Below are 14743 nucleotides of genomic sequence, written 5' to 3'. Positions count from 1 at the left end.
GCGACGCTGACAGGTGATCATCAGGCGCTGGCACTCGTGCTGTTCAGCGTCTTCGTGGCCGTCACGCTGGGCATCACGACCTGGGTCAGCCGCCGTCGGCACGGTTCCCCGGAGGAGTTCTACGCGGGTGGCCGGCTGTTCTCGCCCCTGGAGAACGGTTTCGCCATCGCGGGCGACTACATGTCGGCGGCGTCCTTCCTGGGCATCGCCGGACTGATCGCGCTCTTCGGCTACGACGGCCTGCTCTACTCGGTGGGCTTCCTGGTCGCCTGGCTGGTCGTGCTCTTCCTGGTGGCCGAACTGGTGCGTAACTGCGGCCGGTTCACCCTCGCCGACGTCGTGGCCGCCCGGATGAGCGAGCGCCCGGTCCGGATCGCCGCGGGAACTTCCTCGGTCACCGTGTCCGTTCTCTATCTGGTGGCGCAGATGGTGGGGGCGGGCAGCCTGGTCGCGCTGCTGCTCGGGGGTACCAGCGGGGCCGCGCGGGCCTGGACCGTGGTCGGGGTCGGCGCGCTGATGGTCGTCTATGTGTCGATGGGAGGAATGCGCGCCACCACCTGGATTCAGATCGTCAAGGCCGTGCTGCTGATGGGCGGCGCGATCGCGCTCACCGTGCTCGTCCTGGTGCGCTTCCACGGCGACTTCAACCAACTGCTGAACACGGCCGCCGACCGAAGCGGCCACGGGAAGGACTTCCTGTCACCAGGGCTGCGGTACGGCGGCGAACTGGTCGCGCGCCTGGACTTCATCAGCCTCGGGCTCGCGCTGGTGTTCGGCACGGCAGGGCTGCCGCACATCCTGTCGCGCTTCTACACCGTGCCCACGGCGCGGGCCGCCCGGCGTTCCGTCGTCTGGGCCATCGGGCTCATCGGCAGCTTCTACCTGATGACGATCGTGCTCGGCTTCGGGGCGGCGGCGATCCTGGGCTCCGACGCGGTGCGCGGGTCCGACCCCTCGGGGAACACCGCGGTCTCGCTGCTCTCGCTTGAGCTGGGCGGCGGCGCGGGTTCGACCGGAGGAACGATTCTGTTCGCGATCGTCGCCGCCGTCGCCTTCGCCACGATCCTGGCGGTCGTCGCGGGCATCACCCTCGCCTCGTCGGCGTCCGTGGCCCACGACCTGTACGCCTCGCTCAAGCGCAAGCACGCCAGGCAGCGCAGCGAGGTCGCCGTGGCCCGGCTCGCGTCGGTCGGCATCGGGGTCGTCGCCATCGCCCTCGGGCTGCTCGCCCGGAATCTGAACGTCGCCTTCCTGGTGGCACTCGCCTTCGCGGTCGCGGCCTCGTCCAATCTGCCGGTGCTGCTCTACTCCCTGTTCTGGCGGAACTTCACCACCCGTGGCGCGGTCTGGGCGGTCTACGGGGGCCTGGTCCCGGCGTTGGTCCTGGTGGCCCTCTCACCAGTGGTCTCCGGCAGCCCGGACGCGGTGTTCCCCGGCGTCGACTTCCACGTCTTCCCGCTGCGCAACCCCGGCCTGGTCTCGATCCCGTTCGGCTTCCTGGCGGGCTGGATCGGCACGGTCACCTCGTCGGAACCGCCGGACCGGGCCAAGCACGCGGAGACCGAGGTGCGTTCACTGACCGGCGCGGGGGCCGTTTAGGGACAGGGTCCGGGCCCCGTCTCCGGATGGGAACAGGCCTCAGGCGGGGCGTATCGCCACGACGTCCATCCGGGGCGGCGCGCCGAGTGCTGATCCGCAGCTCTCCGGGCGCGGTGGCAGGGACGCGCCCTGGGCTACCAGGACCCGCCACCGGCGGCCGTCGGCATGGGCGACGGTCACCTCCCAGCGCGGAGCGGCTCCGTCGACGCCCGCGACCGCGAGCACGCCCGCGCGGTCCTCGCCCGTCGCGGTGCGCACCGCGAGTTCGGCGGCCTGGCCGGGGCGCTCCCAGGCGGAGCTGCCCCGGCACCGGTCGGTGACGATCCGCGCGTCCGCCGCGGCCGCGAGGATGTCCTTGACCGCGTGGGCGCCGACCCGGCCGTAGGCGTATCCGTACGGCAGCACCAGCAGCGTGGGCGAGAAACGGTGGCCGCCGAGATGGGTGACCTCCCAGGCGCCGTGGGTCCCGGAGGCGGCGAGCTCGGTGGCGAGCGGGCGGCCGAGCAGGGCACAGCAGCGGTCGCGCTTGCCGTTGGTGCAGACGAGCGCGAGGGGTGCGCCGGTGTGGGCCGTGCCGCCGAGCACCGTGTCGAAGCCGCGGTGGTCGCCGTCGCCGAGCGCGGCGAAGTCGAGCCGCAGCAGCCGCGCCGGGTCGTCGACGGCTGCGCCGCGCAGCCACATCCCGTCCGACGGCGCCCGCGGGTCCGGGGAGACATGCGCTGCGAACACCTGCCGCCGCGTCGCCGTGTGGCAGTCCGCGTGCCGTCCGGGCCGCCGGATCAGCGCGACCCGGACGCCGGTCCCCTCGGCCGCGGCCTCCAGGGCGCGGCCGAGCGCGGGATCGAGATGGCTGGAGGTCAGCGCCTTGGCGCCCCAGGGGCCCGGCTGCTCCAGCAGGAGCCAGGTCCTGGCGGTGGCCGCGGTGCCCGTGAGCGGCTCGTCGAGGTCCCGCGATGCGGTCGCGCATGTACTCACAAAGGCGAGCCTAACCCCAGCTCACGGCAGGGGCCTGGGCGGGCGGGGCCCGGTGTAGTGGCCGCTCGGCCGCATCCGCAGCGGGGGCTCCTCGTACTCCTCCAGCGCGTGCGCGATCCAGCCCGCCGTGCGCGCCACGGCGAAGACCGTCTCGCCCGCCTCGGCCGGCATCCGGTGGGCGACCGAGAGGACCGCGAGGGCCAGGTCCACATTGGCGTGCAGGGCGGCATGGCGGGCCGTCACCGCCTCCACCTCGCGTGCGGCGGCCAGGGCCGGGCCCGCGGCGGGCAGTTCATCGAGCGCCGAGAACAGTGCCTGGGCGCGAGGGTCGGGGCCCGGATACAGCCGGTGGCCGAGCCCCGGAACGCGCCGCCCCGCGCGCAGATGATCGGCCACCACGGCCGCCGCGCTGCCCCGTTCCAGGACCTCGGTCAGCATCCTGTGCGCCAGGCCGCTGGCCGCGCCGTGCAGCGGCCCTTCCAGGACGCCCAGACCCGCCGAGACCACCGCGTACGGGTGTGCTCTGGCGGAGGCCGCGACCCGTACGGCGAGTGTGGAGGCCGCGAGGTCGTGGTCGATCAGCAGCCCGAGCGCCAGGTCCAGCGCGCGCACCGAAGGGCCGTCCGCCGGCCGCGCGGTCAGCCGGGACCAGAGCCGCCGCGCCAGCCGCCCGTCCCCGGACTCCCCGTGGCGTCCCTGGTGGTGCCGCTCCTCGTGGAGCCGCTCACCCCCGGCCTCCGGCAGCGCCTCCACGAGCAGCGGGATCAGGCCGCGGGCCGTGCCGAGAACGGCCTGGGGCGTCAGGTCGAAGCGCAGCGGATCGGCGGCTGACGCGGCGATCGCGGCGACCCGCAGCCGGTCCGTGGAGCCGCTGTCTCCGGGCAGCGCGGCGACCGCCCGGCGTGCGGCGGCCAGGGCGGCGTCCTGCGCGGTGAAGCGGACGCCCGGCCGCAGCGTGCCGGTCCAGAGCCAGTCGGCGATCTCCTCGTAGCTGTGCCGCCGCGCCAGCTCGGTGGCGTCCACGCCGCGGTAGTAGTAACGGTCGTCGCCGATCAGCGTGATCCCGGTGCTGATCCGCTGGGCGACGTCACCCGCGGCGGGTTCGCGTCGGCCCTTGCGCGACAGCGCGTCGACCTCCTCGGGGTCGAAGGTGCTGCCCCGGCCGCCGGGGCCGCGCCGACTGGTCAGCTGGCCCCGGCTGACGTACGCGTACACGGTCTCGGGCTTCACCCCGAGCCGTTCGGCGGCCTCTCTGGTGGTCAGCCGCGGCCCTTCCGCCCCTTGATCACTCATGCCCTCACCGTACCCGCATGGACTCGTATATTGATTCAATCAATATTGACAGTGATCAAGTCAAGGGTGGACAGTCAAATCAAGCTCAAGGAGTTCCGCAAGGCCCGCAAGCCCGCAAGGCCCGCAAGATCCGCAAGGAGAGACATGACGATGAACGGGACCACTGCCACCACCCCCGACGTGCCCCGCGGGCTCGCCGGTGTCGTCGTGACCGACACCGCGATCGGGGACGTCAGGGGGCGCGAGGGCTTTTACCACTACCGGCAGTACTCGGCCGTCGAGCTGGCGCGGACCCGCGGTTTCGAGGACGTGTGGCACCTGATGTTCCACGGCGAACTGCCGGACGCCGCGCGGCGGGCCGCGTTCGCCGAGCGGACCGCCCGGCTGCGCCGCCTGCCGGACGCCGTACGGGACGCGCTGCCCGCTATCGCCGGGGCGTCCGCCTCGTCGGGGCCGCTCGCCGGACTGCGGACAGCGCTCTCACTCTTCGGCGCGTCCCAGAGATTCCGGCCCCTGTACGACATCGACCGCGACCGGCGCCGGGCGGACGCGCTCGCCGCGAGCGCCGCGGTGCCGACGCTGCTCACCGCCCTCTACCGGCTCGGACAGGGGCTCGACCCGGTCGAACCGCGCGACGATCTGCCGTACGCCGCCAACTACCTGTACATGCTCACGGGCGCGGAGCCAGACCCGGAGCGCGCTCGCGCCGTCGAGCAGTATCTGATCTCGACCATCGACCACGGCTTCAACGCCTCGACCTTCACCGCGCGGGTCATCGCCTCGACCGGCGCGGACATGGCGGCCTGTCTGACCGGCGCGATCGGCGCGCTCTCCGGCCCGCTGCACGGCGGCGCCCCCAGCCGCGCCCTGGACACCCTGGACGCCATCGGCACCCCGGACCGCATCGACCCCTGGATTCGCGAGCGCGTCCTCGCGGGCGAGCGCATCATGGGCTTCGGCCACCCCGTCTACCGGACCGAGGACCCCCGCTCCCGCATGCTGCGCGCCATCGCGCGGCGGTTCGGCGGACCGCTGGTCGACTTCGCCGTCGAGGTGGAGGCGCGCGTCGAAGCGATACTGGCCGAACTCAAGCCGGGCCGCGAGCTGCACACCAACGTGGAGTTCTACGCCGGAGTGGTCATGGAACTGTGCGGCCTGCCCCGCGAGATGTTCACCCCGACGTTCGCGGCGGCGCGGGTGATCGGCTGGAGCGCCAACATCCTGGAACAGGCCGAGGACTCGAAGATCATCCGCCCGGCGGCCCGGTACCAGGGCCCTCCCGCGCCGCAGCCGGTTCCCGCCGAGGCCTGAGCACGCGGGGAGGCCTGAGCACGCGGGGAGGCCTGAGCACGCGGGCTCCCGCACCGCTGCGCTTATGCTGGCGGGCGGTGTCGGCAGCGTACGAGAGGTCCAGTGTGAGCCAGCGGCAGATCCCCGTCGTCGTCCTCGCGGGGTTTCTGGGGTCGGGCAAGACGACCTTGCTCAACCATCTCCTGCGGCACAGCGGCGGCAACCGGATCGGCGTCATCGTGAATGACTTCGGGTCGATCGAGATCGACGCCATGACGGTGGCGGGACAGGTCGGCTCCACCGTTTCGCTCGGCAACGGGTGTCTGTGCTGTGCCGTGGACGGCAGTGAGCTCGACGCGTATCTGGACAAGCTCACCCGGCCGTCGGTCGGCCTGGACGTGATCGTGGTCGAGGCGAGTGGTCTGGCCGAGCCGCAGGAGCTGGTGCGGATGCTGCTCGCCAGCGAGAACCCGCACATCGTGTACGGCGGACTGCTGGAAGTCGTCGACGCCGCCGAGTTCACCGCCACCCGGCAGCGGCACCCCGAGCTCGACCGGCATCTCGCGCTCGCCGATCTGATCGTGCTCAACAAGACGGACCGGGTGGGGGAGAGCGAACGGCGGCGGGTACGGGCCGAAGTCGCGGGGCTCGGGGACGGCGCGGCGGTGGTCGCGGCGGCGTACGGGCGGATCGACCCGGAGCTGCTCTTCGAGAGCAAGCCGAAGGAAGAGCGGTTCGGGCAGCTGTCGTTCGACGACCTGGCAGGCCCCGACGACGGGCACGGCGACGCGCACGGGCATGAGGGGCATCTGCACGCCGCCTACGAGACCGTGTCGTTCACCTCGGACGAGGCGCTGGACCCGAGTCGGCTGCTGGAGTTCCTCGACGCCAGGCCCGAAGGGCTCTACCGGATCAAGGGCTTCGTCGACTTCGGCGCGCACGACCCGCGCAACCGGTACGCGCTGCACGCCGTCGGACGGTTTCTGCGGTTCTACCCCGAGCCCTGGCCCCGTGGCGAGCAGCGCCGTACGCAACTGGTGCTGATCGGATCCGGCATCGACGGCGACAAGCTGCTGGAGCAGCTCCAGACGTGCCCGGTCAGCACCCAGCCGCACGGCGCCGCCGCCGGTCCCGAGGCCATGTGGGGCGTCCTGCGGTACGTCCAGGAGGCGGAGGACGTCCGGGAGCCCCGCAGGGGCGACCCGGACACCTCCGACGTACCGCTCGACTAGGTCCTGTCTCGGGGAGACAGGACCCAGCCCCCCCGCTAGACCGCCGCCAGGCCGCTAGACCGCGGGCCCCGCCACCGCCGCGACCGGCTTCGGCAGCGAGACTCCGGAGCCGTCCCGGCGCGGATCGGTCTCCGGGACCTCGGCCGGTGCGCCGTTCTTCTGCGCGGCCAGCGCCGGAGCGGGTCCGGCCCAGCCCAGCGAGAGACAGTCCTCGCCCTTCAGGAAGCGCTGGCACCGCACGCCGCCGGTGGCCCGGCCCTTGCGCGGGTACTGGTCGAACGGCGTGATCTTCGCCGTGGTCTGCACCGAGTCGTCCAGGGTGCCGCGCGACCCCGCCACCGTGAACACCATCGCGTCCGCGGCCGGGTCCACCGCGGTGAACGAGATCACCTTGGCGCCCTGGCCGAGCTTGATACCCGCCATGCCTCCGGCCGGACGGCCCTGCGGCCGCACCTGCGAGGCCTGGTAGCGCAGGAGCTGGGCGTCGTCCGTGATGAAGACGAGGTCCTCCTCGCCGGTCCGCAGCTCGACCGCGCCGACCACCCGGTCGCCCTCCTTGAGGGTGATGACCTCCAGCTCGTCCTTGTGGGCCGGATAGTCGGGCGCCACCCGTTTGACGATGCCCTGTTCGGTGCCGAGCGCCAGGCCGGGCGACGACTCGTCGAGCGTCATCAGGCAGACGAGTCTCTCGTCCCCCTCCAGGGTGAGGAACTCCGAGACCGGGGCCCCGCCCGCCAGGTTCGGCGCGGCCGCGGTCTCGGGCAGCTGGGGCAGATCGATGACGTTCAGCCTCAGCAGGCGACCCGACGAGAGCACCGCGCCGACCTCGCCGCGCTGGGTCGCGGGCACCGCGGAGACGATCACGTCGTGCTTGGTGCGCTTGGCCTCCGTGTCGAAGGCGAGCTCGCCGCCCGCCGTACGGGCCAGCAGCCCCGTCGACGACAGCAGCACCCGGCACGGGTCGTCCGACACCTCCAGCGGCACGGCGGCGGCCGGGACCCCAGCCGACTCCAGCAGCACCGTGCGCCGCTCGGTGCCGAACTTCTTGGCCACCGAAGCGAGTTCGGACGAGACCAGCTTGCGGAGCTCCGCGTCCGACTCCAGGACCTTGGTGAGCTGCTCGATCTCGGAGTTGAGCCGGTCCCGCTCGGACTCCAGCTCGATACGGTCGAACTTGGTCAGCCGGCGCAGTGGCGTGTCCAGGATGTACTGGGTCTGGACATCGCTCAGCGAGAACCGCTCCACCAGGCGCTCCTTGGCCTGCGCGGAGTTCTCGCTGGACCGGATGAGGCGGATCACCTCGTCGATGTCGAGCAGCGCGACGAGCAGCCCCTCCACCAGGTGCAGCCGGTCACGCCGCTTGCCGCGCCGGAACTCGCTGCGGCGGCGCACGACGTTGAAGCGGTGGTCGAGATAGACCTCGAGCAGTTCCTTGAGGCCCAGCGTCAGCGGCTGGCCGTCCACCAGGGCCACGTTGTTGATGCCGAAGGACTCCTCCATCGGCGTCAGTTTGTACAGCTGCTCCAGGACGGCCTCCGGGTTGAAGCCGTTCTTGATCTCGATGACCAGGCGCAGACCGTGGTTGCGGTCGGTGAGGTCCTTGACGTCCGCGATGCCCTGGAGCTTCTTCGAGCCGACCAGGTCCTTGATCTTGGAGATGACCTTCTCCGGGCCGACCGTGAACGGCAGTTCCGTGACGACCAGGCCCTTGCGCCGCGCGCTGACGTCCTCCACCGTGACGGTGGCGCGGATCTTGAACGTGCCGCGGCCCTTGTCGTACGCGTCCCTGATCCCGCCCAGGCCGACGATCCGGCCGCCGGTGGGCAGGTCAGGACCCGGAACGAAACGCATCAGGGTGTCCAGGTCGGCGCCCGGATGCTTGATGAGGTGGCGGGCGGCCGCGATGACCTCGCCCAGATTGTGCGGCGGCATGTTCGTCGCCATGCCGACGGCGATCCCGGACGCGCCGTTCACCAGCAGGTTCGGGTACGCGGCCGGGAGCGCGGTCGGCTCCTGCTCCTGGCCGTCGTAGTTCGCGGCGAAGTCGACCGTGTCCTCGTCGATGGACTCGGTCATCAGGGAGCTGGCGTCGGCCATCCGGCACTCGGTGTACCGCATCGCGGCGGGCGGGTCGTCGTTGCCGAGCGAGCCGAAGTTGCCGTGTCCGTCGACCAGCGGCAGCCGCATCGAGAACGGCTGCGCCATGCGCACCAGCGCGTCGTAGATCGAGGCGTCGCCGTGCGGGTGCAGGCGGCCCATGACCTCGCCGACGACGCGGGCGCACTTCACATAGCCGCGGTCGGGGCGCACGCCCATCTCGTTCATCTGGTAGACGATGCGGCGCTGCACCGGCTTCATGCCGTCGCGGGCGTCCGGCAGGGCGCGTGAGTAGATGACCGAGTAGGCGTACTCCAGGAAGGAGCCCTGCATCTCGTCGACGACGTCGATGTCGAGGATCTTCTCCTCGTAGTCGGTGTCGTCTGAGGGGCGCGGGGTCTTCGTGCTGCGGCGGGCCATCGCGGCTGCGGCTCCTTCACCAACAAAAGTCGGGCTTCTGACGCGGACCATTGTGGACCGAGCCACTGACAACGCGGACCGCGACCCGTGCAACGGGGTCGCCGATGCTCGCTGAGAGCAGAGAGGCGGTGGGAACTTCGCCAGATGTCCGTGCGCTTGCATACAGTGACAGGACTTCCTCGTCGCATGTCAACGACGCGAGTCGGCGCAGGCCCGCGGGGAAGAGTCAGCACGCGATTCCGCACGCGATCGAAGGGACCACATGCCCATGGGTCACACGGCCACAGCGCAGGCCGGCACCGGCGGCCTGACAGCGACCGAACACCGGCTGGCCAACGGCCTGCGGGTGGTGCTCTCCGAGGACCACCTCACCCCGGTCGCCGCGGTCTGTCTCTGGTACGACGTCGGCTCCCGCCACGAGGTCAAGGGCCGTACGGGCCTCGCGCACCTCTTCGAGCACCTGATGTTCCAGGGCTCGAAGCAGGTGCAGGGCAACGGCCACTTCGAGCTGGTGCAGGGGGCGGGCGGCTCGCTCAACGGCACCACCAGCTTCGAGCGCACCAACTACTTCGAGACGATGCCCGCCCACCAGGTGGAACTGGCCCTGTGGCTGGAGGCCGACCGGATGGGCTCGCTGCTGGCCGCGCTCGACGACGAGTCCATGGAGAACCAACGGGACGTCGTCAAGAACGAACGCCGCCAGCGGTACGACAATGTTCCCTACGGCACGGCCTTCGAGAAGCTGACGGCCCTCTCCTACCCCGAGGGCCACCCGTACCACCACACGCCGATCGGTTCGATGGCCGATCTGGACGCGGCCACCCTGGAGGACGCGCGGACGTTCTTCCGTACGTACTACGCGCCGAACAACGCCGTGCTGTCGGTGGTCGGCGACATCGACCCGGAGCAGACCCTCGCCTGGATCGAGAAGTACTTCGGCTCCATCCCGTCACACGACGGCAAGCAGCCCCCGCGGGACGGCGCGCTGCCCGACACCATCGGCGAGGAGCTGCGCGAGGTCGTCGAGGAGGAGGTCCCGGCCCGCGCCCTGATGGCCGCCTACCGGCTCCCCGAGGACGGCACGCGCGCGTGCGACGCGGCCGATGTGGCGCTCACCGTCCTGGGCGGCGGCGAGTCGTCCCGGCTGTACAACCGCCTGGTGCGCCGGGACCGTACCGCCGTCGCGGCCGGATTCGGTCTGCTGCGGCTGGCCGGGGCGCCCTCGCTCGGCTGGCTGGACGTCAAGACCTCGCATGACGTCGAGGTCCCGGACATCGAGGCCGCCGTCGACGAGGAGCTCGCCCGGTTCGCGGCCGAAGGCCCGACCGACGAGGAGATGGAGCGCGCCCAGGCGCAGTTGGAGCGCGAGTGGCTGGACCGGCTCGGCACGGTCGCCGGACGCGCCGACGAACTGTGCCGGTACGCCGTGCTGTTCGGCGACCCGCAGCTCGCCCTGACCGCCGTACAGCGCGTGCTCGACGTCACCGCGGCGGAGGTCCGGGAGGTCGCGGCGGCCCGGCTGCGGCCTGACAACCGCGCGGTGCTGGTGTACGAGCCGACCGCGCCCGACGAGGCCGACGAGGGGCCAGCGGACGAGGCAGGGGCGCACGACGCGGCCGCCGCCGGGAACGACGTACAGGAAGACGAGGCGGCGAAGTGACCCAGGCCCAGCACACCACGACCGGCGAAGCCACCGTGACCATGGACTTCCACCCCCAGCCCCAGCCGGGCCAGGCCACGCCCTGGGCCTTCCCCGCCCCCGAGCGCGCCACGCTCCCCAACGGCCTGACCGTGCTGCGCTGCCACCGCCCCGGCCAGCAGGTGGTCGCCGTCGAGGTCAACCTCGACGCCCCGCTGGACACCGAGCCGGACGGCCTGGACGGCATCGCCACCATCATGGCGCGCGCCTTCTCCGAGGGCACCGACAAGCACTCGGCCGAGGAGTTCGCCGCGGAGCTGGAGCGCTGCGGCGCGACGCTCGACGCGCACGCCGACCACCCCGGCGTACGCCTCTCGCTCGAAGTCCCGGTCTCCCGGCTTCCCAAGGCGCTCGGCCTGCTCGCCGACGCGCTGCGCGCGCCCGCCTTCGCCGACAGCGAGGTCAGTCGGCTGGTGCGCAACCGCCTGGACGAGATCCCGCACGAGATGGCCAACCCGAGCCGCCGCGCGGCCAAGGAGCTGTCCAAGGAGCTGTTCCCCGCCACCGCGCGCATGTCGCGCCCGCGCCAGGGCACCGAGGAGACCGTCGAGCGCATCGACGCCACCGCCGTCAGGGCGTTCTACGACGCCCATGTGCGGCCCGCGACGGCCACCGCCGTCGTGGTCGGCGACCTCTCCGGCACGGACCTGGACGAACTGCTCGCCGCGTCGCTGGGCGAGTGGACGGGGGCCGCGCCCGAGTCCCGCCCCGCGGCGCCGGTCACCGCCGACGACACCGGTCGCGTCGTCATCGTGGACCGTCCGGGCGCCGTCCAGACGCAGCTGCTCATCGGCCGGGTCGGCCCGGACCGGCACGACCGGGTCTGGCCCGCCCAGGTGCTCGGCGCCTACTGCCTGGGCGGCACCCTCACCTCGCGCCTGGACCGCGTTCTGCGCGAGGAGAAGGGCTACACCTACGGTGTGCGCGCCTTCGCCCAGGTGCTGCGCTCGGACGCCGCGGGCAACGGCGCCTCGATGCTGGCCATCAACGGCTCCGTGGACACCGAGTCCACCGGACCCGCCCTGGAGGACCTGTGGCAGGTCCTGCGCACCCTCGCCGCCGACGGCCTCACCGACGCCGAGCGCGACGTCGCGGTGCAGAACCTGGTGGGCGTCGCCCCGCTGCGCTACGAGACCGCCGCCGCCGTCGCGAGCACCCTGGCGGACCAGGTCGAACAGCACCTGCCGGACGACTTTCAGGCGCGGCTGTACCGGATGCTGGCCGAGACCGGCACCGTCGAGGCCACCGCCGCCGCGGTGAACGCCTTCCCGGTAGACCGGCTCGTCACCATCCTGGTCGGCGACGCCGAGCGGATCGCCGAGCCGGTCAAGGCCCTCGGAATCGGTGAAGTAACGGTCGTCACCGGCTAGTCGGCCGAGCGGAGCGCCCGTGCCGGACCGGGGACCCCGGTGGTCGAGCGACCACCGGGGTCCCTTAATGTCCGAAATGGCACCGAGATTGACGGTCTGTCCTGTGGGATGTGCCTCAAAGGGCCCGATCCGTTTGTGGCGCGAAAGACGCCCCGTTTAGCGTCGGGGCGCTGTTCGTCGGCTACACGCCGCGTCCGCGGCACCGGACAGCCATCGCCGAGTCCCCGTCAGGCGCGAGCCTGGGGAGCCGGGGACCCACGCAGTCCCTGGGGTGAATCGGGCGCCTCCCCGCGTGGGGCCCGTAGGAGACCTTCCTGCTCCGAACCCTCCCCCAAGGCCTTAAGGGCCAGGGGGTACCCCCCTGCTAACCCGGTAGGCGAGAAGGAAGGAAAGGACCCGCCACTTCATGGCATCCGGGAAGCACCGTCGCCCCAGCCGTCTGACGCGCACGGGCGCGAACGTCGCGGGCGTCGCCGCCCTCACCACCACCGGCGTCATCGGCACACTCGCCTCTCCGGCGCTCGCCGCCCACCCCGGCGCCGACACCGGTCTGAACCAGGCCGTCGCCGCCGCCGACGACGTACTCGCCGAGCGGATCAGCGCGCAGGCCAGCGCCCAGCAGGACGCCGCCGAGCAGGCCGCGGCCAAGGAGCAGGCCGCCGCCGAGGCCAAGCGCGAGGCTGAGGAGCGGGCCAAGGAGGCACGCGAGGCGGAGGCGGCGCGTAAGGCCGAGGCGGCACGCGAAGCCAAGGAGGCGCGCGAGGCCGAGGCGGCGAAGGAGCGCGCCGCGCGCTCGGCTGAGCGGGCCCGGCTGAACGCGTATGTCTCACCGATCGCGGGCTCGTACGTCTCCACCGGATACCAGGCCGGGGGAGCGGTCTGGTCCTCCGGCAGCCACACGGGCGTCGACTTCCACGCCGCCTCCGGCACCCCGGTTCTGGCGGTCGGCTCCGGCACCGTGGTCGAGGCCGGCTGGGGCGGGGCGTACGGCAACAACGTGGTGATCCGGATGAACGACGGCACGTACACCCAGTACGGACACCTGTCCTCGCTCGGCGTCTCCGTGGGCCAGAGCGTCACGCCCGGCCAGCGCATAGGCCTCTCCGGCGCGACCGGCAACGTCACCGGGCCGCACCTGCACTTCGAGGCCCGCACCTCCCCGGACTACGGCTCGGACATCGACCCGGTGTCGTACCTGCGGTCGCACGGCGTGGCCGTCTGACCCCGTCCCGCAGGTCCCGCACGCCCCCTGTGCCCCGGCTCCCCGAGCCGGGGCTTTCGGCTTTCGAGGCGTGCGCCAGCTTGTCCAAAAAATATCCATGGATTCCGGTCACCCATCGGAAATCCACGTCTGCTGCAATAGAGTCGCCGAACAGGCGTCAATCGACCGCGTTTCGCGGATATTAAGGCGGTGGACAGGTCATGCGCGTTCCCGCGCACTCGGTATGCACGGCCATCCGGGAGGACATCGTGTCCGGTGTGCTGGAACGCGGCAGCAGACTCACCGAGGAGCTGCTCGCGCGCCGGTACGGGGTCTCACGGGTCCCGGTGCGGGAGGCCCTGCGCACCCTGGAGGCCGAGGGGTTCGTACGCACCCGCAGGCACGTCGGCGCCCAGGTCGCCGAGCCCAGCGTCCAGGAGGCCGCCGACCTGTTGGAGATGCGTACCCTGCTGGAGCCGCTGGGCGCGGCACGGGCCGCCCAGCGGCGCACCGAGGCGCACCTCAAGGTGCTGCGCGGACTGGTGCGGCTCGGCCAGGAGCGGGCCCGCCGGGGGCACAGCGAGGATCTGCGCGCGCTCGGCGGCTGGTTCCACGAGACGCTCGCCCAGGCCTGCGGCAGTCCGGGCCTGACGACCCTGCTCACCCAGCTGCGGCACAAGGTCACCTGGATGTACACGGTCGACCCGGCCGCCCAGCCCACCGAGTCCTGGGCGGAGCACGGCGCGATCGTCGACGCCGTGGCCCGCGGGGACGCGGAACGCGCCAGGGCGCTCACCGCGCTGCACGCCGAGCGCACGGCCGCCGCGCACCGGCCGCGCTTCACCGGCCCGAAGGACCGGCCGGGTGAGCGGTCCGCGGACCGGTCGGCGGGCCGCTCCGCCGACCGCCCGGCGAAGCGTGTGAGGAATTCGCAACACACCGTAAACATCGCGAGCGCCCGCAATTAACCGAAGGGCCGTATACAAAGCGGTGGGATATTCGCGGGTGTGTTTTGCGCTGCCCATTTACGAGCGAGCGCCCGCATATGAAAGTGGCGATGCTCTCGAATCGAGAACACCGCCACCATCAATTGAGCAACCCCAACGCAGAGAAACCACGTCCGCGAGAGCGGCGGCGGTTTAGCCGCAAGGGGGGGCTCAGACCGTCTCGGGAAGCTCCTCGAGCCCCTCGGCGACCAGCTTCGCCAGACGGTCGAGAGCGGCGTCCGCGCCCTCGGCGTCGGAGGCGAGGACGATCTCCTCGTTGCCCTGGGCGCCCAGGCCGAGCACCGCGAGCATGGACGCCGCGTTGACCGGGTCGCCGTCGGCCTTGGCGATCGTCACGGGGACCCCGGCGGCCGTGGCCGCGCGGACGAAGATGGAGGCGGGGCGGGCGTGGAGGCCCTCAGCCCAGCCGACGTTGACGCGGCGCTCAGCCATGTGATGCTGCCCTTCAGGTGTCACTCTGCCTTGTCTAGACCAGTGTCGCATGAGGCGGCGGGTGGTTCTGCCACGCCGCCGCCCGCTCCCACCCTGCGGTGCTCCACGCCGGCCCGCGACCCGTACGC

11 protein-coding genes and 1 riboswitch are annotated in these 14743 nt (G+C 72.0%); of the genes, 7 read left to right on the top strand and 4 right to left on the bottom strand.

What is annotated here, in order from left to right:
• Nucleotides 1-6: 6 nt before the first annotated feature.
• Complete coding sequence (locus ACX6XY_RS00945; RefSeq protein WP_460325334.1) at nt 7-1599, top strand: solute symporter family protein; 1593 nt, start codon at nt 7-9, stop codon at nt 1597-1599.
• A 39-nt stretch (nt 1600-1638) separates the two neighbouring features.
• Here the strand turns inward: ACX6XY_RS00945 and ACX6XY_RS00940 are convergent, their stop codons facing one another.
• Together ACX6XY_RS00940 and ACX6XY_RS00935 are read right to left on the bottom strand one after the other, a co-directional pair.
• Nucleotides 1639-2574, bottom strand: a complete 936-nt coding sequence (locus ACX6XY_RS00940) for a sucrase ferredoxin (RefSeq protein ID WP_460325179.1) — start codon at nt 2572-2574, stop codon at nt 1639-1641.
• Nucleotides 2575-2595: 21 nt separating this feature from the next.
• Nucleotides 2596-3867, bottom strand: a complete 1272-nt coding sequence (locus tag ACX6XY_RS00935; RefSeq protein WP_460325177.1) for a citrate/2-methylcitrate synthase — start codon at nt 3865-3867, stop codon at nt 2596-2598.
• Nucleotides 3868-4017: 150 nt separating this feature from the next.
• Here ACX6XY_RS00935 and ACX6XY_RS00930 point away from each other — a divergent pair, with 150 nt between their 5' ends.
• The gene (locus ACX6XY_RS00930) at nt 4018-5178 is read left to right on the top strand and encodes a citrate synthase/methylcitrate synthase (RefSeq protein WP_460325176.1); all 1161 of its coding nucleotides are present in this window, start codon (nt 4018-4020) and stop codon (nt 5176-5178) included.
• Nucleotides 5179-5282: 104 nt separating this feature from the next.
• Nucleotides 5283-6389, top strand: a complete 1107-nt coding sequence (locus ACX6XY_RS00925) for a CobW family GTP-binding protein (protein ID WP_460325174.1) — start codon at nt 5283-5285, stop codon at nt 6387-6389.
• 54 nt (nt 6390-6443) lie between these two features.
• Here the strand turns inward: ACX6XY_RS00925 and ACX6XY_RS00920 are convergent, their stop codons facing one another.
• Entirely contained in the window at nt 6444-8906 is a 2463-nt protein-coding gene (locus ACX6XY_RS00920; RefSeq protein ID WP_460325172.1) for a DNA gyrase/topoisomerase IV subunit A, read from the bottom strand.
• 262 nt (nt 8907-9168) lie between these two features.
• Here ACX6XY_RS00920 and ACX6XY_RS00915 point away from each other — a divergent pair, with 262 nt between their 5' ends.
• The 4 genes from ACX6XY_RS00915 (at nt 9169) to ACX6XY_RS00900 (ending at nt 14144) form a co-directional block, all read left to right on the top strand.
• Nucleotides 9169-10566, top strand: coding sequence for a M16 family metallopeptidase (locus ACX6XY_RS00915; RefSeq protein WP_460325170.1), 1398 nt, complete (start codon nt 9169-9171; stop codon nt 10564-10566).
• A 41-nt stretch (nt 10567-10607) separates the two neighbouring features.
• A complete protein-coding gene (locus ACX6XY_RS00910) occupies nt 10608-11975 on the top strand; it encodes a M16 family metallopeptidase (protein ID WP_460325332.1) in 1368 nt (455 codons plus the stop codon).
• Nucleotides 11976-12179: 204 nt separating this feature from the next.
• Nucleotides 12180-12368, top strand: a riboswitch (cyclic di-AMP (ydaO/yuaA leader).
• A gap of 13 nt (nt 12369-12381) precedes the next feature.
• Complete coding sequence (locus ACX6XY_RS00905; RefSeq protein WP_460325168.1) at nt 12382-13197, top strand: M23 family metallopeptidase; 816 nt, start codon at nt 12382-12384, stop codon at nt 13195-13197.
• A gap of 200 nt (nt 13198-13397) precedes the next feature.
• The gene (locus ACX6XY_RS00900; protein ID WP_460325166.1) at nt 13398-14144 is read left to right on the top strand and encodes a GntR family transcriptional regulator; all 747 of its coding nucleotides are present in this window, start codon (nt 13398-13400) and stop codon (nt 14142-14144) included.
• Nucleotides 14145-14333: 189 nt separating this feature from the next.
• Here the strand turns inward: ACX6XY_RS00900 and ACX6XY_RS00895 are convergent, their stop codons facing one another.
• Entirely contained in the window at nt 14334-14615 is a 282-nt protein-coding gene (locus ACX6XY_RS00895) for an HPr family phosphocarrier protein (RefSeq protein WP_460325164.1), read from the bottom strand.
• Between the last annotated feature and the right edge of the window lie 128 nt (nt 14616-14743).

Source organism: Streptomyces sp. O3, assembly GCF_054788135.1.
This window is presented reverse-complemented; position numbering and strand designations above follow the sequence as displayed.

Excerpts from the sequence above, each read along its gene's own strand:
- ACX6XY_RS00935 (WP_460325177.1), bottom strand. The coding sequence starts at position 3,867 with ATGAGTGATCAAGGGGCGGAAGGGCCGCGGCTGACCACCAGAGAGGCC.
- ACX6XY_RS00930 (WP_460325176.1), top strand. The coding sequence starts at position 4,018 with ATGAACGGGACCACTGCCACCACCCCCGACGTGCCCCGCGGGCTCGCC.
- ACX6XY_RS00920 (WP_460325172.1), bottom strand. The coding sequence starts at position 8,906 with ATGGCCCGCCGCAGCACGAAGACCCCGCGCCCCTCAGACGACACCGAC.
- ACX6XY_RS00915 (WP_460325170.1), top strand. The coding sequence starts at position 9,169 with ATGCCCATGGGTCACACGGCCACAGCGCAGGCCGGCACCGGCGGCCTG.
- ACX6XY_RS00910 (WP_460325332.1), top strand. The coding sequence starts at position 10,608 with ATGGACTTCCACCCCCAGCCCCAGCCGGGCCAGGCCACGCCCTGGGCC.
- ACX6XY_RS00905 (WP_460325168.1), top strand. The coding sequence starts at position 12,382 with ATGGCATCCGGGAAGCACCGTCGCCCCAGCCGTCTGACGCGCACGGGC.
- ACX6XY_RS00900 (WP_460325166.1), top strand. The coding sequence starts at position 13,398 with ATGCGCGTTCCCGCGCACTCGGTATGCACGGCCATCCGGGAGGACATC.
- ACX6XY_RS00895 (WP_460325164.1), bottom strand. The coding sequence starts at position 14,615 with ATGGCTGAGCGCCGCGTCAACGTCGGCTGGGCTGAGGGCCTCCACGCC.